This window comes from Amycolatopsis sp. WAC 01416, from assembly GCF_003947485.1.
Lineage (GTDB): Bacteria > Actinomycetota > Actinomycetes > Mycobacteriales > Pseudonocardiaceae > Amycolatopsis.
In genome coordinates this window covers 93,872-118,629 of sequence record NZ_QHHX01000017.1, presented here as the reverse complement: position 1 = coordinate 118,629, position 24,758 = coordinate 93,872, and the positions used below count along the sequence as shown (strand labels likewise).

19 protein-coding genes and 1 pseudogene are annotated in these 24,758 nt (G+C 68.6%); 11 read left to right on the top strand and 9 right to left on the bottom strand.

Annotated features, from left to right (window positions below; translation table 11 throughout):
• Window positions 1-2 precede the first annotated feature (2 nt).
• From DL990_RS42075 to DL990_RS40115, 6 genes are all read right to left on the bottom strand, one after another.
• Window positions 3-203 (bottom strand): helix-turn-helix transcriptional regulator, encoded by a 201-nt coding sequence (locus DL990_RS42075; protein ID WP_255431436.1) that lies wholly within the window; start codon window positions 201-203, stop codon window positions 3-5.
• A gap of 92 nt (window positions 204-295) precedes the next feature.
• Window positions 296-1,486 (bottom strand): cytochrome P450, encoded by a 1,191-nt coding sequence (locus DL990_RS40135; RefSeq protein WP_125801787.1) that lies wholly within the window; start codon window positions 1,484-1,486, stop codon window positions 296-298.
• Window positions 1,483-2,652 (bottom strand): NAD(P)/FAD-dependent oxidoreductase, encoded by a 1,170-nt coding sequence (locus DL990_RS40130; protein ID WP_233620711.1) that lies wholly within the window; start codon window positions 2,650-2,652, stop codon window positions 1,483-1,485. Before DL990_RS40130 ends, DL990_RS40135 begins: the two co-directional genes overlap by 4 nt.
• Window positions 2,649-2,843, bottom strand: a complete 195-nt coding sequence (locus DL990_RS40125; protein ID WP_125782848.1) for a ferredoxin — start codon at window positions 2,841-2,843, stop codon at window positions 2,649-2,651. Before DL990_RS40125 ends, DL990_RS40130 begins: the two co-directional genes overlap by 4 nt.
• Window positions 2,840-3,514 carry a TetR/AcrR family transcriptional regulator gene (locus DL990_RS40120; RefSeq protein ID WP_125782850.1) on the bottom strand — a complete coding sequence of 225 codons (675 nt, stop codon included), beginning with the start codon at window positions 3,512-3,514 and terminating at the stop codon, window positions 2,840-2,842. Before DL990_RS40120 ends, DL990_RS40125 begins: the two co-directional genes overlap by 4 nt.
• A 5-nt stretch (window positions 3,515-3,519) precedes the next feature.
• On the bottom strand, window positions 3,520-4,755 hold the full coding sequence (locus DL990_RS40115) for a cytochrome P450 (RefSeq protein ID WP_233598738.1): 1,236 nt from the start codon (window positions 4,753-4,755) through the stop codon (window positions 3,520-3,522).
• A gap of 118 nt (window positions 4,756-4,873) precedes the next feature.
• Here DL990_RS40115 and DL990_RS40110 point away from each other — a divergent pair.
• Window positions 4,874-6,325: pseudogene (locus DL990_RS40110) on the top strand (MFS transporter); the annotation flags it as partial.
• On the opposite strand, the gene DL990_RS40105 reads toward DL990_RS40110, so the two are convergent.
• Entirely contained in the window at window positions 6,237-8,267 is a 2,031-nt protein-coding gene (locus DL990_RS40105; protein ID WP_199746795.1) for an efflux RND transporter permease subunit, read from the bottom strand. The pseudogene DL990_RS40110 and the gene DL990_RS40105 sit on opposite strands and share 89 nt — an antisense overlap.
• Before the next feature lie 106 nt (window positions 8,268-8,373).
• Here DL990_RS40105 and DL990_RS40100 point away from each other — a divergent pair, with 106 nt between their 5' ends.
• Window positions 8,374-8,856, top strand: a complete 483-nt coding sequence (locus DL990_RS40100; protein ID WP_125782853.1) for a MarR family winged helix-turn-helix transcriptional regulator — start codon at window positions 8,374-8,376, stop codon at window positions 8,854-8,856.
• Between the two features lie 11 nt (window positions 8,857-8,867).
• Window positions 8,868-10,334: an SDR family oxidoreductase gene (locus DL990_RS40095; protein WP_125801786.1), complete on the top strand. Its 1,467-nt coding sequence runs from the start codon at window positions 8,868-8,870 to the stop codon at window positions 10,332-10,334.
• A gap of 38 nt (window positions 10,335-10,372) precedes the next feature.
• On the opposite strand, the gene DL990_RS40090 is transcribed toward DL990_RS40095, so the two are convergent.
• Window positions 10,373-11,398: a LacI family DNA-binding transcriptional regulator gene (locus DL990_RS40090; RefSeq protein ID WP_125801807.1), complete on the bottom strand. Its 1,026-nt coding sequence runs from the start codon at window positions 11,396-11,398 to the stop codon at window positions 10,373-10,375.
• Window positions 11,399-11,487: 89 nt separating this feature from the next.
• Between DL990_RS40090 and DL990_RS40085 the strand changes: the two genes are divergently transcribed.
• The 6 genes from DL990_RS40085 to DL990_RS40060 are packed head-to-tail and all read left to right on the top strand — an operon-like array spanning window position 11,488 to window position 19,972.
• A complete protein-coding gene (locus DL990_RS40085; RefSeq protein ID WP_199746794.1) occupies window positions 11,488-12,417 on the top strand; it encodes a carbohydrate ABC transporter permease in 930 nt (309 codons plus the stop codon).
• Window positions 12,417-13,280: a carbohydrate ABC transporter permease gene (locus DL990_RS40080; protein WP_125782855.1), complete on the top strand. Its 864-nt coding sequence runs from the start codon at window positions 12,417-12,419 to the stop codon at window positions 13,278-13,280. Before DL990_RS40085 ends, DL990_RS40080 begins: the two co-directional genes overlap by 1 nt.
• Window positions 13,281-13,303: 23 nt before the next feature.
• Entirely contained in the window at window positions 13,304-14,632 is a 1,329-nt protein-coding gene (locus DL990_RS40075; protein WP_199746793.1) for a sugar ABC transporter substrate-binding protein, read from the top strand.
• Window positions 14,633-14,635: 3 nt separating this feature from the next.
• On the top strand, window positions 14,636-16,180 hold the full coding sequence (locus tag DL990_RS40070; RefSeq protein ID WP_125801785.1) for an alpha-N-arabinofuranosidase: 1,545 nt from the start codon (window positions 14,636-14,638) through the stop codon (window positions 16,178-16,180).
• Window positions 16,173-17,936, top strand: a complete 1,764-nt coding sequence (locus DL990_RS40065) for a beta-galactosidase family protein (RefSeq protein ID WP_125801784.1) — start codon at window positions 16,173-16,175, stop codon at window positions 17,934-17,936. The genes DL990_RS40070 and DL990_RS40065 overlap by 8 nt, the downstream gene beginning before the upstream one ends.
• A 35-nt stretch (window positions 17,937-17,971) precedes the next feature.
• Window positions 17,972-19,972 (top strand): RICIN domain-containing protein, encoded by a 2,001-nt coding sequence (locus tag DL990_RS40060; protein ID WP_125801783.1) that lies wholly within the window; start codon window positions 17,972-17,974, stop codon window positions 19,970-19,972.
• A gap of 741 nt (window positions 19,973-20,713) precedes the next feature.
• Here DL990_RS40060 and DL990_RS40055 read toward each other — a convergent pair.
• Window positions 20,714-22,444 carry a glycoside hydrolase family 6 protein gene (locus tag DL990_RS40055; RefSeq protein ID WP_125801782.1) on the bottom strand — a complete coding sequence of 577 codons (1,731 nt, stop codon included), beginning with the start codon at window positions 22,442-22,444 and terminating at the stop codon, window positions 20,714-20,716.
• Window positions 22,445-22,680: 236 nt separating this feature from the next.
• Here DL990_RS40055 and DL990_RS40050 point away from each other — a divergent pair, with 236 nt between their 5' ends.
• Window positions 22,681-23,358, top strand: coding sequence for a response regulator transcription factor (locus DL990_RS40050; protein WP_125801781.1), 678 nt, complete (start codon window positions 22,681-22,683; stop codon window positions 23,356-23,358).
• Between the two features lie 43 nt (window positions 23,359-23,401).
• Window positions 23,402-24,742, top strand: coding sequence for a cell wall metabolism sensor histidine kinase WalK (locus tag DL990_RS40045; RefSeq protein WP_233620710.1), 1,341 nt, complete (start codon window positions 23,402-23,404; stop codon window positions 24,740-24,742).
• The last annotated feature ends 16 nt before the right edge of the window (window positions 24,743-24,758 follow it).

Sequence of the window (24,758 nt, the reverse complement as noted above, 5' to 3'; positions counted from 1 at the left end):
CGTCAAAGCAGCCGTTCACCGAGTGGGGTCGTCAGGTAGAGGACGCTGCGGCCGGACCGTTCGCGCGCGACCAGTCCGCTATCCCGCAGGGCCTTGAGGTGCTGGGAAACGGCGCTCGGCGTCACGCCAAGAGCACACGCCAGGTCGGTCGTGGTCGCGGGGGAGGACAGCGCCGAAAGGAGACCGGCCCGCGTCCGCCCCAGCAGCCGTACTGCGCTGGACCCGGCCGAACGGGCTCCGGCAGCCCACAGGGCGCCGGTTCCCCGCGCCGGATAGCGGATCGTGGTCGCTCAGGTCACCAGGCCACGGGCAGTTCGTACACCCCGTAAACCGAGCCGTCGTGCTTGAACTTGACCTCCGGCAGGCCGGTGGTGAGCCGCAGGGTGGGAACGCGCCGGTACAGCGTGCTGTAGACGACCTGCAGTTCCATGCGCGCCAGCGGCTGGCCGAGACACTGGTGCACGCCGAAGCCGAAGGCCACGTGACGGCGCGAGTCGCGGCGGAGGTCCAGCCGGTCCGGCTCGGGGAAGACGTCGGGATCGCGGTTGCCGATGTGGTTGGCCAGGATGATGCCTTCACCCGCCCGGATGACCTGACCGGCGATCTCGATGTCCTCGAGCGCGACCCGACGACGTCCGTTGTGTGTGATGTGCAGGTAGCGCAACAGTTCCTCGACGGCGGAGGCGACCAGCTTCGGGTCATCCGTCTCGCGGAGCAGGGCTAGCTGGTCCGGGTGTTCGAGCAGCGCCAGCGTACCCAGCGCGATCATGTTGGCGGTGGTCTCGTGCCCGGCGATCAGCATGAGGACGCCCATCTCGGCCGCCTCCTGCCGGGTCAGCTCACCCGCGTGGATCCGCTCGGTGAGACCGGACAGCAGGTCTTCGCCGGGTTTCTCGAGTTTCTCGCCGATCAGCTTGTCGAGGTACTCGCCCAGCGCGACGCCCGCGGTGGCCTTGGCCTCCGGGGTGGTCTCGCGGTTGATCAGGACGTTGCTGTTGTCCTGGAAGAAATCGTGATCGCCGTAAGGGACACCCAGCAGCCGGCAGATCACCAGCGAAGGCACCGGAAGCGCGAACGCCGTGACGAGATCGGCGGGGTTCGGCCCGGCGAGCATCTCGTCGATCAGGTCGTCCACGATCTTCTGCACGCCGGGCCGCATGGCCTCGACCCGCTTGATGGTGAACGGCGCGGTCACCATCCGGCGCAGACGGGCGTGTTCGGGATCGTCCATCAGGATGAAACTGATGGATCCGCCTCGCAGCGGCGTCGGGCTCGGATAGCCGGGCCGGGTGATATCGGCGCTGACGCGGGGATCCGAGAGCAGTTTCCGCTGGTCGGCGTAGCGGGTCGCGAGCCATGGCGTGCTGTCGTCCCAGAGCCGGACCCGGGCCAGCGGCGTCTCCTCTTGCAGCGACCGGATGGCGGGTGGCGGGTCGAACGGGCACCCCGCCGCTCGGGCGGCGGGGAACGACGGTGTGGTGGTCAAGGCTTTCCTCCAACGAGAACCCCGGTGAGTTCCGGGCGGCGCGACCGGGCTTGTTTGGGCATGTTCCAGCCCAGGACACCGGTCACCACGCCATTGCGCCGGTACTGCGCGACGAAGCGACTGCCTGCCACAGAGCCCTCCACAATGGACATCTCGGCGTCCGCGAACAGGGTTCCGTGCACGTGGATCTTGGTGTCGAACTGGTCGGTCCAGAAGTAGGGGACCGGGGTGTAGGGCCGGTCTTCGCCTAGCAAGACCGCGGCGACGTGGCCCGCCTGCTCGGTGGCGTTGGTCCGGTTCTCCAGCCGCATGGCCACATCGAGTGTTTCGTGATACCAGCGGGCCACATCGCCCACGGCGTAGACGCCCTCCGCCGCGCGGCATCGGGAGTCGCAGACGACGCCGTTCGCCAGCGCCAGTCCGCTGTCTTCGAGCCACTCCGTGGCCGGTGCGGCGCCGAACGCGACCACGACGACGTCCGCGGGGAGTACCTCGCCGGTTTCCAGCCGCACGCCGGTGACCCGCCCGTCGCGTGCATCCAGACCGGTGACCGCCGCGCCGAGCCGCAGGGCCACGCCGCGGGAGGTGTGCAGATCCGCCAGCAGTTCCGAGACGACCGGGCCGAACTGGGCGGCCAGCGGCGCCGGTTGCGGACCCGCCAGGGTGACGGGGACGCCCATGACGGCGGCGCTCGCCGCGATCTCGGTACCGAGGACGCCGTCGCCGACGACCACCGCACGCGAGGAGGAGAGCAGAGCCGTCCGGATGGCCAGCGCGTCTTCGACGGTGCGGAGAACGTGAACGCCGTCGAGACCGTCCTGGCCGGGGAGTGTGCGCGGCCGCAGGCCCGTGGCTATGACGACGTCGTCCGCGGTCAGGGTCCGGCCCGAGGCCGTGCGGACGGTCCGTTGCCGGACGTCCAGCGAGACCGCCGCGTCCCCGAGCAGGAACTCGGCGTCCAATGTGGACAGGCGTTCGGGCGGCCGCAGCCGGGTCCGCGAAGGCTCCCAGAGCCCGGAAAGGACCTGTTTGGACAAGGGCGGCCGGTCGTAGGGAAGGTGCGGCTCGGCGCCCGATACCGTGATGCGATCCGCGTAACCCTTGCGGCGCAGGGCTTCCACCGTTCCGAGGCCGGCGGCGGAGGCGCCGACCACGAGCAGGGTCACTCGATCACCGTGATGGCGGCGCCTGGACAGACGTCGGCGGCCTCGCGGACGATGTCGTGCGAGGCGGTGCCGGGGGAGTCCTCGAGGAGGACGACGATGCCGTCCTCCTCGCGCTGGTCGAAGACGTCGGGGGCGAGCAGTACGCAGGTTCCGGCGCCGCAGCATTTGTCCTGGTCGACGGTGATCTTCATGGTCCTTTTCCTTCGTCCGGGCCGGGAGTGACCGGTGCCAGCCAGATCCCGGCGAGTGCGTCGATGAGCCCGGTCGCGGCGTCGTGCCAGGTGGACCGGGGAGTGGGGGTGCCCTCGGCGAGGGCGCGTTCGCGTTCGGCGACCATGTGGACCAGCAGCTGGCGGGCCATGTCGCCGCGCTCGGCGCGGACCTCGGCCGGCAGTTCGGGCAGGCAGCGGTGGAGTCCTTCGACGATCCGAACCAGCGACGGCGAGGTCAGCGATTCCTCGACCATGATCGGGCGGAGCGAGGGATCGGTCATCACCTGCGCGCCGAAGCGCGCGAACCAGGTGGGACTCCCGAGGGCGGCCAGGTGTTCGGCCACCGGGGTGACCAGGCAGCCGATCCAGTCGCGCAGGTCCGTGCTGTCCCCGACACCGGCGAGCATCCGGCGGCGGATCTCCTCGATCTGCCCCGAATGCCTCCGTGCGATCGCGCGCACCAGATCGGCCTTGGTGCCGAAGTGGTAGCCGACCGCGGTGTTGTTGCCCTGTCCCGCCGCTTCGCTGACCTGGCGGTTGGACACCGCGAACACGCCGTGTTCGGCGAACAGCCGCTCCGCCGCGGTCAGGATCAGTTCCCGCGTCGCGTGCGCCCGTTCGGCGCGGGCCCCGGTGATCTCACTCGTCATGCGCATCACCATCGCACGGGCAGTTCCCGCAGTCCGCCGACGGCGAGCCCTTCGACCTTGCGCAGCTCCGCCGCCGCGACGGCGAGTTCCAGCGTGGGCAGTTTGTCCAGCAGGACACCGAGGACGACCTGCAGTTCGGTACGGGCGAGTGGCTGTCCCAGGCACGCGTGCGCGCCGGCGCCGAACGCCAGATGCGGATTCGGGCTCCGGTCGAGCGTCATGTCGGCCGCGGCCTCGAACGCGCTCTCGTCGCGGTTCGCGGAAGCCATGCTGCACATCGCCGTGGTGCCCGACGACAGGATCGTCCCGCCGACCTCGAAATCCTCGGTGAGGTAACGCGACATGCCGATCCCCGCGTTGGCGTCCATGCGCAGGGATTCCTCGACGGCGGTGCGGATCAGCGACCGGTCCGCGAGCAGCGCTTCCCAGCGGCCGCGGTCTTCCAGCAGCATCGCCACCATCTTCGCGATCATGTTCGCGGTGGTCTCGTGCCCGGCGATGAGCAGGCCGATCCCGGTCGCGACGAGCAGCGCGTCGGACCAGCGCTCGCCGTCGGCGTCGGTGTCGGTGATGAGCGCGCTCAGGATGTCCTCGCCCGGTTCCGCGCGCTTGGCCGCGATGTGCCCGCCCATGTAACGGCCGAATTCCGCCTGCGCGACGTCGAACTCCGCCTGGGTGTAGCGGGTCATGCTGAGCATGACGTCGGACCAGTGGGCGAACCGTTCCCGGTCGCTGTCCGGGACGCCGAGCATGTCGCAGATGACCCACACCGGCAGCGGGAAGGCCACGCCCGCCTTGAGGTCCGCGGGTCCGCCCTTCGCGACCATCTCGTCGATCAGCTGGACGGCCATCGCCTCCATCCGCGGCCGCAGCGCGTTCATCCGCTTGGCGGTGAACCACTTTCCGAGCATCCGGCGCCACTTCAGATGCGCTTCGCCGTGCTGAGGGATCACGCCCGCCATCTCGCTGTTGAAGACGCCGCCCGATTCGGTGTCCGCGACCCGCGCCGCGTTGTCCGCAGGGGTCGGCCTGGTGAACCGTGAGTCGGACAGGACGCGTTTGACGTCCGCGTAACGAGTGATCAACGCCGCCTCGTCGCCGCTGGCGAGAGCGACCTTGGCGACCGGGCACTTCGCGCGGAACTCGGCCCATTCGGCGGGCGGCGCCAGTGCCTCGTCGGTGGGGAACGGGAAGCTCGGCAGCCGATCCGGATCGCTCTGTGTCGTCAACGGCTCCGTCATCAAGGGCTCCTTCGGCGTGGTGGTCCGGTGATTCACACAGTGCCCGGGTTGTTGGCATAAGTCAATCAACTGACTTAAGTTGGAGTCGTTCACTCCCGCTCCCCTCCGGAGGCTTCGAATGACTCAGCCCGTGCCGCGTCCACAAGTGGTCGTGGTGGTGCTAGCGCTGGGCGGGATCGTGGTCTCGCTGATGCAGACCCTGGTCATCCCGCTGATCCCGAAGCTGCCGGAGCTCCTGGACGCTTCGCCCGCCGACGCGGCCTGGGTGATCACGGCGACGCTGCTCGCGAGCGCGGTCGCGACACCGATGGTCGGCAGGCTCGGCGACATGTACGGCAAACGGCGGATGCTGCTGCTCAGCCTCGGCATGCTGATCGCGGGTTCGGTGGTCGCCGGGCTGAGCGACACGTTGGTGCCGATGGTCGCCGGTCGGGTGCTGCAAGGTTTCGCGGCCGGGGTGATCCCGCTCGGGATCAGCATCATGCGTGACGAACTCCCGCCCGAAAGGCTCGCTTCGGCGACGGCGACGATGAGCGCCTCACTGGGCGTCGGCGGCGCCCTCGGCCTGCCCGCGGCCGCGTTGCTCGCCGAGAACGCCGACTGGCATCTTCTGTTCTGGACGGCGGCGGGACTCGGCGCCGTCGTGACCGCGCTCGTGCTGGCGTTCGTTCCCGAATCGAACGTGCGCACCGGCGGCAGGTTCGATTTCGTCGGCGCCGCAGGACTTTCGACGGCCTTGGTCTGCCTGCTGCTGGCGATCTCCAAAGGCGCGCAATGGGGCTGGGCGAGCGGGCGGACCCTGAGTCTGTTCGGGGCCGCCGCGCTCGTCCTGCTGCTGTGGGGCGGCTGGGAACTGCGGGCGGCCCGGCCGCTGGTGGACCTGCGGACGACCGTCCGGCGGCAGGTCCTGCTGACGAATCTGACGTCGATCGTGTTCGCGTTCGCCATGTTCGCGCAGTCGCTGGTGCTGCCGCAGATCCTGCAGCTGCCCGCGGCGACCGGCTACGGACTCGGGCAGACCATGCTCGTCACCGGTCTTGTGCTGGTGCCGTCCGGTGTGGTGATGATGCTGACCGCGCCGCTGTCCGCGCGGATCACGAAAGCCCGCGGCCCCAAGGTGACGCTGATGCTCGGCGCGCTCGTGGTCGCCGCCGGCTACGGCCTCGGCACCGTCCTGATGGCGAGCGAATGGCATCTGGTCCTGGTGTCCGCCACGATCGGCGCGGGGATCGGGCTCGCGTACGGCGCCATGCCGGCGCTCATCATGGGCGCAGTCCCGGTTTCGGAGACGGCGGCCGCGAACAGCCTCAACACCCTCATGCGTGCGATCGGCACGTCGGTCTCCAGTGCCGTCGCTGGCGTGATCCTCGCGCAGCTGACCGTCTCTTTCGGGCCGGTGCGGGTGCCGTCCCATGACGGATTCCGGCTGATCATGGGACTCGGCTCGGCGACCGCGCTCGTCGCGCTCGTGATCGCCGCTTTCATTCCCGGCCGGTCTTCGCCAGCTTCGACGGCCACCAGATCTTCCGTCCGACGTCCACCGACAGCGCCGGTACCAGCAGCGAGCGCACCAGAAGTGTATCGAGCAGAACGCCGAACGCGACGATGAAAGCCAGCTGCGCCAGGAAAAGGATCGGCAGGACGGCCAACGCGGCGAACGTCGCGGCGAGCACGACACCCGCGGAGGTGATCACGCCGCCGGTGACACGCAGGCCGCGCAGCGTCCCGTCCCGGGTGCCGATTCTGCCGGCCTCCTCGCGGACCCTGGTCATCAGGAAGATGTTGTAGTCGATCCCCAGCGCCACAAGGAAGACGAAGCCGAACAGCGGGACGACCGGGTCGGCGCCCGGGAAGTCGAAGACGTGGTTGAACACCAGCGCCGAGACGCCCATCGTCGCGGCGAACGACAGCACCACCGTGCCGATCAGCAGCAGCGGCGCGAGCAGCGACCGCAGCAGCAGGGCGAGTACGAGGAAGATCACGACCAGGACGATCGGGATGATCAGCAACCGGTCGTGCTCCGAGGTCTCCCTGGTGTCGAGCAGGGTCGCCGTCGGCCCGCCGACCTTGGTGCCGTCGACGGTGTGCACGGCTTCGCGGATCCGTTGGACGGCCGCGACGGCCGCGTCGGAGTCGGGCGGATCGGCCAGTACCGCGTCGATCTTCGCGAGCCCGCCCGCTTCGCCGCTTTGACGGACGTCCGAGACGCCGGGGACACGCGCCAGCTCGGTCACCGTCTTGGCTTGTCCGGCAGGGGCGATGATCACGGTCGGAGAGCCTGAGCCGCCGGGGAAGTAGCGGGAAAGGACTTCCTGTCCCGCCACGGAATCGACCGGCGTGAGGAAGACGTCGGACTGCGCGGTGCCGGAAGCCTTGAGCTGCGGGAGGAACGCGCCGCCCGCGAGGAGGACGACGGTCGTGACGATCCAGATCGTGCGCGGCGCGCGGGAGATCCAGCCCGCGACGCGTCCCCAAAGTCCGCCGGTCTCTTCCTTCGGCGGGGCGACCGCCGGCCGGAAGGGCCAGAAGGCGTTGCGCCCGCACAAGGCCAGGACGGCGGGCAGGAACGTGATGGTCGTCAGGAAGGCCGCGCCGATGCCGATGGCGGCGACCGGCCCGAGTCCCTTGTTGGAGTTCAGGTCGCTGAAGAGCAGGCAGAGGACGCCGAGGATCACGGTCCCGGCGGAGGCCGCGATCGGCTCGATGGTCGAGCGCCAGGCCGTGCGGAGCGCGGAGCGGGCGTCGTCGGACGTCCTGAGTTCCTCGCGATAGCGCGAGATCATCAGGAGCGCGTAGTCGGTGGCGGCGCCGAAGACGAGGATGAACAGGATGCCCTGACTCTGCCCGTTCAACGCCAGCACGTCGTGATCCGCGAGCAGGTACACCGCGAGGCTCGCCGTTCCCAGCGCGAACACCGCCGACAACAGGACGAGCAGGGGCAGCAGTGGGCTTCGGTAGACGATGATCAGGATGAGCGCGACCACCGCGCCCGCGACCAGGAGCAGCAGCCCGTCGATCCCGCCGAACGCCTCCTTGAGATCGGCGACCTGCGCGGCCGGACCGGTCACCAGCACTTTCAGCCCATCCGGTGTGTCACGGGCGAGCGCGTCACGCAGTGCCTCGACCCCGTCCCCGGGGTCGGTCGTGGCGTCGAGGAGCACGACGACCTGCGCGCCCGCGTTGCTCTCCGGAGCCGGGACGAGCCGTGCGTTCGACGTCCGGTCGGCGAGGAACCGCTTGTCGCCCTCGGTCAGGCCCGACGGCCGTTCGGCGACGACGATCGCCGGGATGACGGCGGCACTGGAGAACTGCTTCTGGAGTTCACCGACCTCGGTCGCTTCGGCCGAAGCGGGCAGGAAGCTGCTGCTGTCGTTCTCCGTGACCTGGCTCAGCTTGCCCGCATACGGGCCGCTGAATCCGCCGAAGATCAGCCAGGCCACCGCGACGAGGGCGGGGAGCAGCCAGCGCAGACGTGACCGCGTGCGGGCGGGGTGTTCGACTTCGGAGATCATGAGCGGATGGCTCCCGTGGCAGTACTACTTCGACGAGTGAATAGTTCGACCATCGAAATAGTAGAGTGGTCACCCGGACGGGGCAGCGTGAGGGGAGGTTTCGGGCATGACCAAGGGCGCTGAAGACACCGAGGAGGTCACGGACGCCCTGCTCGTCCTCCTGCTGCGGCAGCTGACCGTCGAATCGGACCGGTTCGCCGAGATGTTCGGCGAGGCGCACGGCCTGCACCGGACCGACCTCAACGCGCTCGCGGTGATCATGGACGCGGCCAGGATGGGGGACCCGATGAGCCCGAGCAGGCTCGCGGGCGCGCTGCATCTGAGCGCGTCGGCGACGACGTCGGTGCTGGATCGGCTGGAGCGGGCCGGGCACCTCTACCGGGACCGGAGCGCGACCGACCGCCGCAAGGTCGAGTTGCGGATGCACGACAAGGCGCGGGAAATCGGCGCCGAGTTCTTTCTGCCCCTCGGCGAGCGCTTCTCCGCCGCATGGCGCGACCTTGGGGACGATGAGCGGCGGACGGTCGCCCGGTTCCTCCGAAGCAGTATCGCCGCGACCGTGGAGGTGCGAGCACGCCTGGCACCGTGAACACTCGGGGAATGCGATGTGTGGTGCTCGGAGCGACGGGATATGTCGGCGGGCGGCTGGTGCCGCAACTGCTCGAAGCGGGTCACGAGGTCCGCGTGGTGGCTCGCTCGCCGGAGAAGGTCGCCGAAGAGCCCTGGCGTGACCGGGTCGAGGTCGAACGCGGCGACGTCACCGATCCGGCTTCGATCGAGACGGCGCTGGCCGACGGCGAGGTCGTCTACTACCTCGTGCATTCCCTGGCGCGAAAGGACTTCGTCGCGATCGACCGCGAGGCGGCGAAGACGGTCGCCGAGGCCGCGAAGAAGGCGGGCGCACGGCGGCTGGTGTATCTGGGCGGCATCGTGCCGGACGACGAGGAGTTGTCGCCGCATCTGGCTTCCCGCGCCGAAGTCGGCAGGGTCCTGCTGGACTCCGGGGTGCCCGCCGTCGTCCTGCAGGCCGCGGTGATCATCGGCTCGGGTTCGGCGAGTTTCGAGATGCTGCGCTACCTGACCGAACGCCTTCCCGCGATTATCACCCCGCGGTGGGTGCACAACCGCATCCAGCCGATCGCGATCCGTGACGTGCTGCACTACCTGGTACACGCCGCAGACCAGCCACCGGAAGTGAACGGCGCGTTCGACATCGGCGGCCCAGACGTCCTGACCTATTTGGACATGATGCGCCGCTACGCCGTCGTCGCGGGTCTGCCAAGGCGAGCCGTCGTGCCCGTTCCGGTGCTGACTCCGTGGCTTTCCGCGCAGTGGGTCAACCTGGTCACGCCCGTGCCGAAGTCGATCGCCGTACCGTTGATCGAGTCGCTGGTGCACGAAGTGGTCTGTCACGACCACGCCATCGCCGAGCACATCCCCGACCCGGAAGCGGGGCTGACCCACTACGAACACGCCGTCGAACTGGCGCTGACCCGGATCCGGAACGCCGACGTGCCGACCCGCTGGTCGGACGCGTCGACCGCGCCGTCGGACCCCCTGCCGAGTGATCCGGAGTGGGCGGGAGGCACGGTCTACGAGGACAAACGCGAGCAGCGGACGGACGCCTCGCCGGAAGCGCTGTGGGACGTCATCGAGTCGATCGGCGGGGAACACGGCTGGTACTCGTTCCCGCTGGCCTGGTCGGTCCGCGGCTGGGCGGACCGGCTCGTCGGCGGGGTCGGGTTGCGGCGCGGGAGGCGGGATCCGCGACGGCTGCATCTCGGAGAGGCACTGGACTGGTGGCGCGTCGAATACCTCGACCGGCCGCGCCTGTTGAGGCTGCGGGCGGAGATGAAGCTCCCGGGCCGCGCCTGGCTCGAACTCGGCGTCGAGTCCGATGAGGACGGTGGGACGATCTACCGGCAGCGGGCGGTGTTCGAGCCGCACGGGCTCGCCGGGCACGCGTACTGGAAGGGGATCGCGCCGTTCCATGGCGTGGTCTTCGGCGGCATGGTCCGCAACATCACCGGCGCCGCGCAGAAAGCGGCCGGCGTGCTCGAAGGCTGAAGGGGACTTTCCCCTCGTTACGTGCGGTGAAGCGCCCTTCAGTCCTTCCTCGACCGTGACCGCGGCGGCGCGGTGCTGGACCGGACGACGAGTTCCGTCGGCACGCTGATCGCACCCGCCGCGGCGCCGTCGGAGATCTCGGCGAGCAACGCGGCGACGGCCCGGTTCCCGACCGCGTCGAACGACTGCCGGACGGTGGTGAGCGGCGGCCAGAAGTGGGCGGCCTCGTCCATGTCGTCGAAGCCGACCACGCTCACGTCATCAGGGACGGACCGGCCCTTTTCGTGCATCGCACGCAGCAGGCCGAGCGCCATCTGGTCGTTCGCGACGAAGACGGCGGTGACCGCGGGATCGCCCGCCAGCCGGACGCCGTGTTCGTACCCGGACCGCGAAGACCAGTCACCGGTGAGCGGTGGCGGCACTTCCCGGCCCTCCGCCTCGAGCGTCTCCTGCCAAGACTTCCGGCGGCGTTCGGCCGCGTAGGACTCGGGCGGGCCGGCGACGTGCCACACGGTCTCGTGCCCGAGATCGAGCAGATGCCGGGTCGCGGCGATGGCGCCGGACGCCTGATCGAAGTCGACGACCGGATGGTCGCGCCTGCCGCCCGCGTCGATGACGACGACCGGAAGCCCGTGGGGCAGCTCGATCTCGCTCTGGTCCAGCTCGTGCTGCTCGATGAGGATGATGACGCCGTCGACGGCCTGTTCGTCGAGTCTGCTGAAGGCGCCCGACACCTCGCCTTGGGACGGTCTGGTCACCGGCATGAGGATGATCGAGAACCCTTCGCCCGCGGCCGCGGACGCGACCGCGTCGAGGGTGCGGCTGTTACCGAAGGTCGCGAGCGCCGAGATGATCACGCCGATACTGCGGAACCGGCCGTTGCGCAGTGCGCGGGCCGCGCTGTTGGGCCGGTAGCCCACCCGGCGCATCGCCGCGAGCACACGTTCTCGGGTCGCCTCGTCGACGTTCGTCCGACCGTTCGCGACCCGGGAGACGGTCTGGCCGGACACGCCGGCTTCCCTGGCGACGTCGGCCATCGACGGTCCGCGGCCGTTCCTGGACATGTTCACGTCAACACGATAGCCTCCGCCGGTCTGATGTTGACGTAAACATCTCGCGAGCCGCGCTTTCGCTCGGAGAATCCGGAGGGACGATGACGTCCACAGCGGTCGCGCCCGCACCGGCGCCGCCCCGCCGTGCGGGCACCACGCGACGAGTCCGTCGCAACTGGCGCGGCTGGCTTTTCGTCGCCCCGTTCATGCTGGTGTTCGCACTGACGTTCCTGGCGCCGATCGTGTACGCGTTCGTGCTGAGTCTCTTCCGCGACCAGGCTTTCTTCGGCGGGACGACGTTCGTCGGGGTGGACAACTACGCGCAGGTGCTCGCCGATCCGAAGTTCTGGGACTCCTTCCAGCGGGTGCTGGTGTTCCTCGCCGTGCAGGTGCCGATCATGCTGGTGCTCGCGCTGATCGCGGCACTCGCCATCGACAGCGCCCGCCTGCACGCGTCCGGCTTCTTCCGGGTCGTGATCTTCTTGCCCTACGCAGTGCCCGCCGTGGTCGCCGCGCTGATGTGGGGCTTCATCTATGGCGACCACTTCGGACTGGCGGCCGACCTGAACCACCTGCTCGGCCGCGACGTGGTCAAACCGTTGTCGGACAACTGGATGCTCGCCTCCATCGGCAACGTCGTCACGTGGGAGTTCGTCGGCTACAACATGCTGATCTTCTACTCCGCGCTGAAGGTGATCCCGAAGGAACAGTTCGAGGCCGCGGCGATCGACGGCGCCGGCGCGTTCCGCACCATCCTGAGCGTGAAGCTGCCCGCACTACGCGGGGCGATCGTCATCGCCACGATCTTCTCGATCATCGGCAGTTTCCAGCTCTTCAACGAGCCGAACATCATGCGCACCTTGGCGCCCAACGTGATCGGCACCTTCTACACGCCGAACATGTACGCCTACAACCTTTCCTTCGGCGCGCAGCAGTACAACTACTCCGCCACCGTCGCGATCGTGATGGGCGTGATCACCGCGATCATCGCCTATGTCGTGCAGCTGCGCGGCTCCCGGAAGGGGATGTGATGGCCACGTTCTCGGTGACGCGGCCCCGGAAGTCACGCGTCCTCACCGCCGTCATGGCGTTGTACCTGATCTACACGCTCGTGCCGCTGGTGTGGCTGGTGATCAACGCGACCAAGACGCAGTCCGCCCTGTTCACCACCTCGGGACTGTCGTTCGGCGGACCGTTCGCGCTGTTCGAGAACATCGGCGAGACCTTCACCTACGACAACGGGATCTTCCTGCGCTGGCTGGGGAACACGCTGCTCTACGTCGTGGTCGGCGCCGGGGGAGCGACCATTCTCGCCACCGCCGCGGGATACGGCCTGGCCAAGTACCGCTTTCCCGGCCGCCGCGCGGTGTTCGCGGTCGTGCTCGGCGCGGTCGCCGTCCCGGGTACGGCGCTCGCGGTGCCGACCTTCCTGATGTTCAGCGAACTCGGCCTCACCAACACGCCGCTGGCGATCATCATCCCGTCGCTCATCAGCCCGTTCGGTCTCTACCTGATCTGGGTGTATGCCTCCGAAGCGATCCCGGACGAGCTGCTGGAGGCGGCGCGGATCGACGGCGCGGGGGAGATCAGGATCTTCCTCACCGTGACGCTGCGCCAGCTCGCGCCCGGGATCGTCACGGTGGCGCTGTTCACCGTGGTATCCACCTGGAACAACTACTTCCTGCCGTTGATCATGCTCAGCGAACCGAAGTGGTACCCGCTCACCGTCGGGCTCAACCAGTGGAGCGCGCAGGCCTCCGGTGCCGGCGCCCAGCCGGTGTACCACCTGGTGCTGACCGGCTCGCTGCTCACCATCGTCCCGCTCGTCATCGCCTTCCTGCTCATGCAGCGCTACTGGCAGTCCGGCCTGAGCGCGGGCAGCGTCAAGCAATGAACATCGTCCCGAAAGGACACTCGATGTCGCGAATCCGTAGAGGCGTCAAGGCCGCCGTCGCCATGACACTGGCCGCGGCGCTGGCCGTCGGCTGTTCGTCCGGCGCGGACGGTCCGGTCGCCGGGAACCAGGACTCGGTCGACGCCGCGCTCAAGGCGGGCGGCACGATCACCTACTGGAGCTGGACGCCGTCGGCGAAGGACCAGGTCGCCGCGTTCGAGAAGGAGTTCCCGAACGTCAAGGTCAACTACGTCAACGCCGGTACCAACAAGGAGCAGTACACCAAGCTGCAGAACGCGATCAAAGCAGGCTCCGGGGCACCGGACGTCGCCCAGATCGAGTACTACGCGTTGCCGCAGTTCGCACTGACCGACTCGCTGGCCAATCTCGATCAGTACGGCTTCGGTTCCTTCGAAAAGGACTACGCGCCCTCGACCTGGTCCAGTGTCCGGGTGAATAACGGCCTATACGGCTTGCCGCAGGACTCCGGTCCGATGGCGCTGTTCTACAACAAGGAAGTCTTCGACGCCCACGGTATCGCCGTGCCGAAGACCTGGGACGAGTACGTCGCCGCGGCCAAGAAGCTGCACACGGCCGACCCCGGCAAGTACCTCACCTCCGACACGGGCGACCCCGGCTTCGCCACCAGCATGATCTGGCAGGCTGGCGGGAAGCCGTTCACCGCCGACGGGCGGAACGTCAAGGTCGACCTCGCCGACGCCGGCACCAAGAAGTGGACGGCCACCTGGAACCAGCTGGTCGAGGGCAAACTGCTCGCCCCGATCAAGGAGTGGTCCGACGACTGGTTCCGCGCGCTCGGCGACGGCACCATCGCCTCGCTGGTCACCGGCGCCTGGATGCCGGGCAACTTCAAGTCCTCGGTTCCCGGCGGCGCCGGCAAGTGGGCGGTGGCGCCGATGCCGACGTACGACGGTCAGCCGGTCACCGCGGAGAACGGCGGCAGCACGCAGTCGGTGCTGAAGCAGAGCGGCAACCCGGCGCTGGCGGCGGCGTTCGTCCGCTGGCTCAACCACGGCAACGGGGTCAAGCCGTTCATCGCCAGCGGCGGATTCCCGGCGACCACGGCCGACCTGAACTCGCCCGCCTTCCTCGACCAGGCCGATCCCTACTTCGGCGGGCAGAAGATCAACCAGGTGCTCAACGACGCGTCGAAGAGCGTCGCGAAGGGCTGGACGTACTTGCCGTACCAGACCTACGCCAACAGCGTCTTCAGCGACACCGTCGGCAAGGCCTACCTCAACGGCACCTCGCTCGACGCCGGACTGAACGCCTGGCAACAGGCGATCGTCGACTACGGCAACCAGCAGGGCTTCACCGTCAGCGCGGGGTGAGGCGTGGGCATCCAGATCGAAGCCGACGTTTCCGAGGTGATCGGCGCGGTGCCGCGACGGCTGTTCGGCTCGTTCGTCGAGCATATGGGCCGTTCCGTCCACACCGGAATCTTCGAGCCAGGACACTCCACTTCGGACGATCGCGGATTCCGGGGTGACGTCCTCGGCCTGGTTCGTGAACTCGGGCCGTCGGTCGTCCGTTATCCCGGCGGGAACTTCGTTTCCGCGTACCGCTGGGAGGACGGCGTCGGACCGGTGGAACGGCGTCCCGTCCGGCTGGATCCCGCGTGGCACAGTGTCGAGTCGAACCGCTTCGGCCTGCACGAATTCGCCGCGTGGACCGAGGCCGCGGACGTCGAGGTGATGTACGCGGTCAACCTCGGCACCCGCGGTGTCCAGGAGGCCGCCGACGTCCTCGAGTACTGCAACCACCCCGGTGGCACGGAACTGAGCGAACGGCGGCGCGCGAACGGCGCCGATCGGCCGTTCGGCTTCCGGCTCTGGTGTCTCGGCAACGAGATGGACGGGCCGTGGCAGGTCGGGCACAAGACCGCCGAAGAGTACGGCCGCCTCGCCGCCGAGACGGCCCGGCTCATGCGGATGATCGACCCGGGTGTCGAACTCGTCGTCGCGGGGAGTTCGAGCCGCGAGATGCCGACGTTCGGGCACTGGGAACGCACCGTCCTGGAGCACACCGCGGCGCTCGTCGACCACCTCTCCCTGCACGCCTACTACCAGGAGCACGACGGTGACGTTTCGAGCTACCTGGCCAGCGCCGCCGCTCTCGACGGCTTCGTCCGCACCACCGCCGGGATCATCGACGACGTCCTCGCGAAAGCCGGACTGGACAAGAAGATCGGCATCAGCGTCGACGAGTGGAACGTCTGGGACCAGCGCCACTGGAACGACGTCGAACAGCACGAGCTGGCCGCCGGCGGCTGGCGGGAACACCCACGGATCATCGAGCAGGACTACACCGTCACCGACGCGGTCGTCGTCGGCTCGCTGCTCGGATCCCTGCTGCGCAACGTCGACCGCGTCACGATGGCCAACCAGGCGCAACTGGTGAACGTCATCGCGCCGATCCGCGCCGAACCCGGCGGTCGGGCGTGGCGGCAGACGACGTTCCACCCGTTCAGCCTGGTTTCGTCGCTGGCCGAAGGGAACAGCCTGCGGCTCACCGTCACGGGCGAAACCATCCACACAGGACTGCACGGCCGGGTGGACGTCGTCGACGCCGCGGCGACCTTCGACGAGAACGGTCGTTGCGCGGTGTTCCTGACCAACCGGTCGACCGAGTCCGAGACCGAAGTGCGGTTGCGTGTCCGCGGCGCCCGGCTGACGCCCGACGGGACCTGGACCGTCGCCGTCCCGGACGGGCACCACCGGCACGTCACGAATTCCGTCCACACAGCACCAGTCCGGCCCGTCCCGTTGTCAGGGGTGACGGCCGAGCACGACCCGGAAGGAACCACCATCACCGCCACGCTTCCGCCCCTTTCCTGGACCGCGCTCCGGCTGGCCACGGTGGTGGTCCGCGATGTCTGAGTTCAGCATCGGGGAGACCGACTTCCTGCTCGACGGCAAGCCGTTCCAGATCATTTCCGGGGCACTGCACTACTTCCGCGTGCACCCCGACCTATGGGCCGACCGCATCGACAAGGCCCGCCGGATGGGCCTCAACACCATCGAGACCTACGTCGCCTGGAACGCGCACTCGCCGGAACAGGGCGAGTTCGACGTCTCCGGCGGCCTCGACCTCGACCGGTTCCTCCGGCTGATCGCCGAGGCCGGGATGTACGCGATCGTCCGGCCGGGGCCGTACATCTGCGCGGAATGGGACAACGGCGGCCTCCCGACCTGGCTGCTACGCGACACCGAACTCCGGGTCCGAGAGTTCGAACCGCGCTACCTCGCCGCCGTCCGCGGCTATCTGGACGACGTGTTCCGCGTCGTCACGCCGCATCAGATCGATCGCGGCGGGCCCGTCCTGCTCGTCCAGGTCGAGAACGAGTACGGCGCCTTCGGCGGCGACAAGCGTTATCTGGCCGCGCTGACCCACTACACCCGCGCCGCGGGCATCACCGTTCCCCTGACCACGGTGGACCAGCCCACCCACGAGATGCTGGCGAACGGCGGTCTCGACGGGGTGCTCCACCGGACGGCGTCGTTCGGTTCGCAGAGCACCGCGCGGCTGAAGACCCTGCGCGAGCACCAGCCGACCGGTCCCTTGATGTGCAGTGAGTTCTGGAACGGCTGGTTCGACCACTGGGGCGCGCACCACCACACCACCACGGTCGCCGAGTCCGCGGCGGATCTCGAAGCGCTGCTCGCCGCGGGCGCCTCGGTCAACCTGTACATGTTCCACGGCGGCACCAACTTCGGGCTCACCAACGGTGCCAACGACAAGGGCGTCTACCAGCCGCTGGTCACCTCCTACGACTACGACGCGCCGCTCGACGAAGCGGGTGACCCGACACCGAAGTACCACGCGTTCCGCGAGGTGATCGCGCGCTACCACAAGGTTCCGGACACCGTTCCACCCGAGGCCCGGCCGGCGCCGACGCCGGTCGGGGCGCTGCGCGACCCCGCCTGGCTGCTCGATTCACCGCGTCGCTGGGGAACCGCGCAGGTCCACGAAAGCCTGCCCACGTTCGACGAACTGACCCCGACCCCGCGTCTGGCGTTCCTGCGGACGACCATCGACTCCGAAGGGCCGAGTGTCCTGACCTTCGGTGAGGTGCGCGACCGGGCGACGGTGTTCTTCGACGGCGACCGTGTCGGCACCTTGCTTCGCGAGCACCGGGACCGCGCGATCCGCTTGCCCCGTGCGCGCGGCGAACTGCTGGTGCTGGTGGAAGACCTGGGGCGGGTCAACTACGGGGAGCGGATCGGCGAGGCCAAGGGGCTCATCGGTGGTGCGTGCCTGCACGGTGAACCGCTGACCGGCTGGGAGGTCGTCCCGATCGACGTGGCCGCGTTGCCGGATCTCCTTCCGGAGGTCTCCGCGGACGAGGGCCCGGCGGGGCCGTTGTCCGGTCCGGTGATGGTCCGGGGCGGCTTCGAACTCGACGAACCCGCGGACCTCTTCCTCGACACGGCGCACTGGGGCAAGGGCCTGGTCTGGATCAACGGGTTCCTGCTCGGCCGGTACTGGCGCCGTGGTCCACAAAGGACGTTGTACGTGCCGCGGCCGGTGGTCCGGTCCGGGACCAACGATCTCGTGGTGCTGGAGCTGGACACGATGCTCGAGACCGAGGCGCGGTTCGTGCCCCGGCCGCTCCTGGGGCACACCGAAGCCTGATCGGCAAACGGATCCGAACGAAGGGCAGTTCACCGATGAGCCGCAGAACCACGTTCCGCCGTCTGTTCACCGTCCTCTGTGTACCTTTGACCGCGGCCGCGCTGACCGTCGCGACGGCCTCGGCCGCCGACGCGGTCACCGTCCGGCCCGACCCCACCTACCGCCATCAGGCCTTCGAGGGCTGGGGCGCCAGCCTCGCGTGGATGGCCGAGGCCACCGGGCGCTATCCGGACCCGATCCGCACGAAACTGGCCGACATGGTGTTCGGCGAGGAGGGGCTGAACTTCACCATCGCCCGGTTCAACATCGGCGGCGGCAACGCGCCGGACGTCCCGCCGTATCTGCGTCCGGGTGGCGCGATCCCCGGCTGGTGGAAGGCGCCCGCGGGGACGACCCGCGTGGACAAGGACTGGTGGACTCCGAGCGATCCCGCGGAGTTCGATCCCGCCGCCGACCCGAGCCAGCGCTGGTGGGTGGACCGGATCAAGAACCGGGTCACGCGCTGGGAGGCGTTCAGCAACTCGCCGCCGTACTTCCACACGGTGTCGGGGTACGTCTCCGGTGGGTTCAACGCCACCGACGAGCAACTGCGGACCGAGAAGACGGGCGACTTCACCGCCTACCTGGCCAAGGTCGCCAAGACGCTCGAACGCGCGCACGGTATCAAGTTCGCGTCGGTCAACCCGCTGAACGAGCCCAACACGAACTACTGGAAGACCACGCTGGGGCCGGACGGGAACCCGACCGGCGGCAGGCAGGAAGGCGCGCACATCGGGCCGTCGGTCCAGTCCCGGCTGATCCCCGAGATGGCCAAGGCACTGGCCGCGACCGGTTCGCGGGCGATCGTCTCCGCTCCCGACGAGACCAATCCGGACATTTTCGCCGCGGACTGGAACGGCTGGTCGCCCGAAGCGCGCGCGGCCGCCGGACGGCTCAACGTGCACACCTACGGCACCGGGAACCGGCCGATCCCGCGGGATCTGGCCAAAGGCGCGGCGAAACCGCTGTGGATGAGCGAGGTCGGCGGGAGCTGGAAGGACGGGCAGGACTTCACGAGTATGGATCCCGGCCTCGGTCTCGCCCGGCAGATCACCGGCGACCTGCGTGAACTGGAGCCGAGCGCGTGGATCGGCTGGCAGCCGATCGAGGACTACAACGCGATGAAGCCGGGCGGCGAGCGGCCGGAGGGGATGAACTGGGGCGAGATCCAGATCCCGTTCGACTGTCCGGCGAACGCGACCCTGGCGAACTGTCCGATCAGGACGAACACGAAGTACCACACGATGCGGAACTTCACCCATTTCATCAAGCCGGGTGACCGCGTGATCGGGACGAACGACCCGTCGAGCACCGCCGCGCTGCGCGGCGAGAACCTGGCGACGGTGGTCCATGTCAACGCGGGGGACACCGAACGGGACGTCACCCTGGACCTGTCCGGCTTCGCCCGGATCCAGCCCGGTGCGAAGGTGACCCCGGTGGTGACCGACGTCGGTGGCGCGCTTCGGAAGGGCGAAGCGGTGAAGGTGTCGGGCCAGAAGGCGACCTTGCGGGTGCCGGCCCGGTCGGTGACCAGCTTCGTGGTCGACGGTGTCGGTTCGGTCGCCTCCGGGACCGGCCTCGGTTCCGGGAAGGCGTTCTCGTTCACCGGCGTGCAGAGCGGGAAGTCGTTGAGCGCCGAGAACGGTTCGCTCGTGCAGCGCACGACGGACGACTCGGCCGCCGCCCAGCGTTGGACGCTGGCCGATCGCACCGGCCGGTACGGCAACCGGGATCAGTTCACGATCTCGAACGCCGGGAGCGGGCAGGTGCTCAGTACGGCCGGTGGTGCGGTGAACCTGGTTCCGGCGGGCACGGACGGACCGGCTTCGCGCTGGACCTTGTCGAGCACCGGTGACGGGACCTGGGCGTTCGTCAACGTCGCAACGGGACGGCTGCTCGACGTGACCGGCGAATCCCGTGAGGACGGTGCGCGGATCGGGAGCTACCAGCCCACCAACGGCCCGAACCAGCGGTGGCAGGCTACGGCGCGTCATTGAGGGGTAAGGCGAAGGTGGCGTGTCCCGGCGCGGGTCCGGACTGGCGAGTGGACGCCGGGACGGTTACCCGGGTGTCCACAAGGGACACTTTACTGAAGTAGAATGTCCAACTTGGGCAGTATGCGCGGTTTTGAGTGAGGGTCGTGAGCGATTAGGACGGTTAGAATCCTCTTTATCACTCACGACCCCCTTTGAAACCGTACATATAAACACTAATCTGTCACTGGGTCGTCGAGACGTGTCCCGTGTGGACAGTCGTGGTCGCGCCCGGCCACAGCGGGGAGTCCCTTGCCTGCCGTCAGCCCGCGAGAGTCCTCCGTCCTGCCTTAAGGGTGAGCAAGGGCCTTTACGGCAGTGAGCCGATCACGCCATATTTGCCTTACCCCTCAATAGAAGCTCGTGAGTGGCGATTCGGGTTATTGAGGGGCATGGCATAGGTGGCTGGTTGCGAAAGCCACTTTCGCAACCTTCAACGTTGCGAAAGTGGCTTTCGCAACGTCGGGTGCAGGGGTGAACCCATGGTCGAGATGCGTCGCCCCACGGCCGCGAGCGGATCACGCCTTCTTGCGGTACCCGTAGTTGGTGCTCTGCCGATAAGCGTTTCGACCGTGCTGTTCGAGGTGGCCGTGGAGGATTCGGGACGTTCACTGTCCCGAATCCTCCACGCTTGAGCCCCGCGGCACCCAACCACGCGCCAGTCCAGGCGCGGGCCCGCCGCTCGCGCACCGGCGGTGCCACTACCTACAGCGCCGGATACGCGTTCTTCAGGAGTTCCTGGAACTGTGCAGAGAACCAGTGCCCGGAAAGCGGCGCGTCGGGAAGCGCGCCGGACAGGTTGTTCTGGTTCCGCGGGTTACCGGTGTACGTCGGATCGCACATCCGATCGAACCCCTTGCCCTCGGTGTTCGGGATCTCCTTGCTGGCACCGTCGGACTCGCCCGGCGGCTTGATCCAGACGTAGGCGTCGATCCCGGCTTCCGGCGCGGCCTTCGGGCGCTCGCCCAGCCCGGCGCCGGACTGGTTGCACCAGTTGCCCAGGTGGATGCGGCGATCGGTCCGGCCGCCGTTCACGTAGGCGTCGACGGTGGTGGACGGCCCGGCACCGGTCGGCCGCGCGGTGCCGCCCCAGCCGTTGCGGGAAGTGTCGATGAGCATACCGACGTCCGCCGAGAACCCGGCTCGGACCGCTTCCTGCCGGAACGCCTGGGCGAAGGAAAGTTCGTCGACGTAGCGGTTCCAGTCGATCCACTTCGACGTCCGTACCGAAGTGCCGCCGACACTGTCGTTCACGGTGAAGTACGGCTCCTTGAGCGCACCGTAGTTCGCGGTGTTCGCGATGAAGCCGTGCACGTTGGCCGTCGTGCTCCCGGAGGTCCGTGCGGCCTCGGCCATGAGCGCGGCGGACGGGCCGAGGTTGTCGTCCCAGCCGAGCCAGCCGTGGTGCCCGGCGTCGATGTAGTTGTAGACGTTGGCGATCGGACCGAGTTTCGCCAGCGCGTAGCCGACGCCCTTGACGTAGTTCCCGTTGGCCTTCATGACGTCGCACTGGGGCGTGACCGTCGGGCGGGGCGTCACGTTGGTGACCAGGTTCGGCAGCGAGTCGATTTCGACCACGTTCACGATCCGCAACGTCGAGTACTTCGGATCGGCGACGATCGTGGCGATCGGGTCGATGTACTCGGTCTGGTAACGCGCGAGTTCGTCCGCCTTGAGTTCGCCGTTCGAAGCGAGCGCGGAGCAGTCCCTGCCGGGCAGGTTGTAGATCACCAGCTGGACGACCAACGGTTGCCCGGCGGCCTGCAGAAGTGCTTCGTCGAGGTGAGCGCGCAGGCCGCGGCTGGTGCTCGTGCCCGCGATGGCGGCGATCCGGTCGAGCCAGACGCCGGTCGGCTGGTTCGCGATCCGGGCGCCGCCGGGTTCCGCGGCGGCCTTCGCCGACCAATCCGGGTTCACGTACCCCCCGGCGCCGGCATAGGGGTTGTCCACCTTGGGGCCGCCGGGACCCGGAGTGGTGGTCGTGGTGGTGGGCGAGGTCGTGGTGGTGGGGACGGTGGAACCGGTGCAGGTGGTGCCGTTCAAGGTGAAGACCGCGGGTTTCCCGTTGGTGCCGGAGTGGCTTCCGTTGAACCCAGGGGAGGCGGTGGCGCCGGTACCGAGTGAGCCGTTCCACCCCGCGTCCTTGACCGTCACGCGCGTACCTTGCTGGCCGAAGGTCCCGTTCCAGCCCTGTTGCACCCGCTGGTCGCCGGGGAAGTCCCAGCTCAGCGTCCAGCCACCGCTGATCGGGTCGCCGAGATTGGTCACGGTCACGGTCGCCCCGAAACCGGTGTCCCATTGGTTGGTGATCGTGTAGTCGACCTTGCAGCCCGGCGCCGCTTCGGCACTCGAGCTCAGCACCACCGGCACCGCCACCATCGCGAGTACCGCGCTGATGGCCAGTGGTGCCGAAACACCCTTTCTGCGGAATCTCATACGTCGCCTCCTTGCGACCGGAATCCGAATTATGGGAGCGCTCCCATCGAGGACCGTAAAGGGACGGATCGGTCATGGCAAGGTCGATGAGTCCGGGGTATGGGATCGCTCCCATAAAGCTACGAAAGAACTAAGCCACCTGGTGTAAGGCTCCGCCTGATGGCCGCGAAGCCTTCACTCGGACAGTGGGATCGGGCTTCGGGAGTTCGGACCCGGCCGTATGGGATCGTGAGCCGATGAGGATCTTGCTCGTGGAAGACGAGCGGCGGCTGGCCGAATCGCTGCGCGCCGGGCTGAGCGCCGAAGGCTACGCCGTGGACGTCGCGCACAACGGCCGCGACGCGCTTTGGTACGCCGCCGAGCATCCCTACGCCGCGATGATCCTCGACATCATGCTGCCCGGACTCAACGGCTACCGCGTCTGCCGGAGGCTTCGCGAACGAGGTGACGACACCCCGATCCTCATGCTGACCGCGAAGGACGGGGAGGACGACGAGATCGAGGCGCTGGACACCGGCGCCGACGACTTCCTCCCGAAGCCGTTCTCGTACGGCGTCCTGCTCTCCCGGCTGCGAGCGCTGATCCGGCGCGGGGGAGCGACCCGGCCGGGCACGCTGCGGCTCGGCGACCTCGAGCTCGACCAGGCCAGTCACAGCTGCCGTCGCGGCGCGGCCGAGATCCCGTTGACCACCAAGGAGTTCGCGCTGCTGGCCTATCTGATGAAACGGCAGGGCGAAGTGGTCACCAAGGCGGAACTGCTGGAGAACCTCTGGGATTTCGCGGCGTCGGCGACCGCGAACCTCGTGGAGGTCCACGTGAGCGCGCTACGGCGCAAGATCGATCTGCCGTTCGGGGTGGAGACGATCCGGACGGTGCGCGGCGCCGGCTACCACGTGGTCGGCTCCAGTGCCTAAGGCATGGAGGTCGACCCGCTTCCGGGTCGCGCTGACGTCCTTCGTGACGTCGCTTCTCGCGCTCGGCGTGGTGTCGGCCTGGCTGGTGATCGACGCTCAGAACCGATTGGGCAACGGCGCCGCGCAGGTGGCGAGAGAGCGTGTCGCGGCGATCGTCCAGCTGCTCAACACCGGTGCCGCGCCGTCCGATCTGCCTCTGCTCGTGCGGGATTCGGCCTACGAGGTGATCGACCGGACAGCGAAGCGGGTCATCACCTGCCCTGGCCTGCGGCACGGCGCGTTCGCCCCGGCGGACGGGTACAAGGGCGGCGGCGACTCCGTGTCGGTCCTCCGGCCCGGTGATGTCGATCTGGCGATGCCGGAGTCGACCGGGTGTCAGCGGACGCTGGGCCGCGACGTCGAGATCACCGAGACGCGGGTACACGTCGCGACTGACACGAGCGGTGACAGCAAGTACCGGATCTTCGGCGCCGCCGTCGTCGACGAGTCCGGGCAGGCGGCGCTCGATTCGGTGCGCGTGACGCTGCTGGCCGGTGTCCCGGTGATCGCACTGCTGATCGGGGCGATCGCGTGGTTCGCGGTACGCCGGTCGCTGCGGCCGGTCGAGGCGATCCGCTCGGAGGTCGCGGAGATCGGCGCGCACGATCTCTCCCGCCGCGTCCCGGCCCCGGACAGTGCCGACGAGATCGCGAAGCTCGCGGAAACGATGAACACGATGCTCGCCCGCCTGGACGCCGCGGTCACCCGGCAGAGCCGGTTCACCTCGGACGCGTCGCACGAACTCCGCACCCCGCTGGCGTCCCTGCGGACCCAGCTGGAAGTGCTGCTCGCGCATCCGGACCGGCTGGACTGGCGCGACGCCTGCCGGAACGCGCTCCTCGACGTCACCCGGTTGCAGGACCTCGTCGGCGATCTCGTGCTGCTCGGCAAGCTGGACAATGCGGGACCGGAACGATTCACCCCGGTGCGACTGTCCGAAGTGGTCGAATCCTGTCTGTCCGGACGGCAGGGTGTGCGTGCGGGGATCGAGGGAGATCCGACAGTCCTCGGTGACCGCGGTAGGCTGGAACGGTTGCTGCGTAACCTCGTGGACAACGCGCAACGCCACACCCGCACCGGCGTCGAGGTGACGGTGTCCACAGTGGACGGTGTCGGGGTGCTGGCGGTCGCCGACGACGGTCCCGGCATTCCCGCCGCCGACCGCGAGCGGGTGTTCGACCGCTTCGTGCGGTTGGACGACGGACGCGCGCGTGACGACGGTGGCGCCGGACTCGGGCTGGCGGTCGTCGCCGAGATCGCCCGGGCGCACGGCGGCACCGTCGAGGTCGCCGACCACGACGGCGGAGCCCGCCTCGTCGTCCGCTTGCCGTTGGCGCGAAGCTGAAGACGTCTTCAGCTTC

Excerpts from the sequence above, each read along its gene's own strand:
- DL990_RS40090 (WP_125801807.1), bottom strand. The coding sequence starts at position 11,398 with ATGTCCAGGAACGGCCGCGGACCGTCGATGGCCGACGTCGCCAGGGAA.
- DL990_RS40120 (WP_125782850.1), bottom strand. The coding sequence starts at position 3,514 with ATGACGAGTGAGATCACCGGGGCCCGCGCCGAACGGGCGCACGCGACG.
- DL990_RS40060 (WP_125801783.1), top strand. The coding sequence starts at position 17,972 with ATGAGCCGCAGAACCACGTTCCGCCGTCTGTTCACCGTCCTCTGTGTA.
- DL990_RS40095 (WP_125801786.1), top strand. The coding sequence starts at position 8,868 with ATGCGATGTGTGGTGCTCGGAGCGACGGGATATGTCGGCGGGCGGCTG.
- DL990_RS40055 (WP_125801782.1), bottom strand. The coding sequence starts at position 22,444 with ATGAGATTCCGCAGAAAGGGTGTTTCGGCACCACTGGCCATCAGCGCG.
- DL990_RS40125 (WP_125782848.1), bottom strand. The coding sequence starts at position 2,843 with ATGAAGATCACCGTCGACCAGGACAAATGCTGCGGCGCCGGAACCTGC.
- DL990_RS40100 (WP_125782853.1), top strand. The coding sequence starts at position 8,374 with ATGACCAAGGGCGCTGAAGACACCGAGGAGGTCACGGACGCCCTGCTC.
- DL990_RS40050 (WP_125801781.1), top strand. The coding sequence starts at position 22,681 with ATGAGGATCTTGCTCGTGGAAGACGAGCGGCGGCTGGCCGAATCGCTG.
- DL990_RS40085 (WP_199746794.1), top strand. The coding sequence starts at position 11,488 with ATGACGTCCACAGCGGTCGCGCCCGCACCGGCGCCGCCCCGCCGTGCG.
- DL990_RS40105 (WP_199746795.1), bottom strand. The coding sequence starts at position 8,267 with ATGATCTCCGAAGTCGAACACCCCGCCCGCACGCGGTCACGTCTGCGC.
- DL990_RS40065 (WP_125801784.1), top strand. The coding sequence starts at position 16,173 with ATGTCTGAGTTCAGCATCGGGGAGACCGACTTCCTGCTCGACGGCAAG.
- DL990_RS40115 (WP_233598738.1), bottom strand. The coding sequence starts at position 4,755 with ATGACGGAGCCGTTGACGACACAGAGCGATCCGGATCGGCTGCCGAGC.
- DL990_RS40080 (WP_125782855.1), top strand. The coding sequence starts at position 12,417 with ATGGCCACGTTCTCGGTGACGCGGCCCCGGAAGTCACGCGTCCTCACC.
- DL990_RS40075 (WP_199746793.1), top strand. The coding sequence starts at position 13,304 with ATGTCGCGAATCCGTAGAGGCGTCAAGGCCGCCGTCGCCATGACACTG.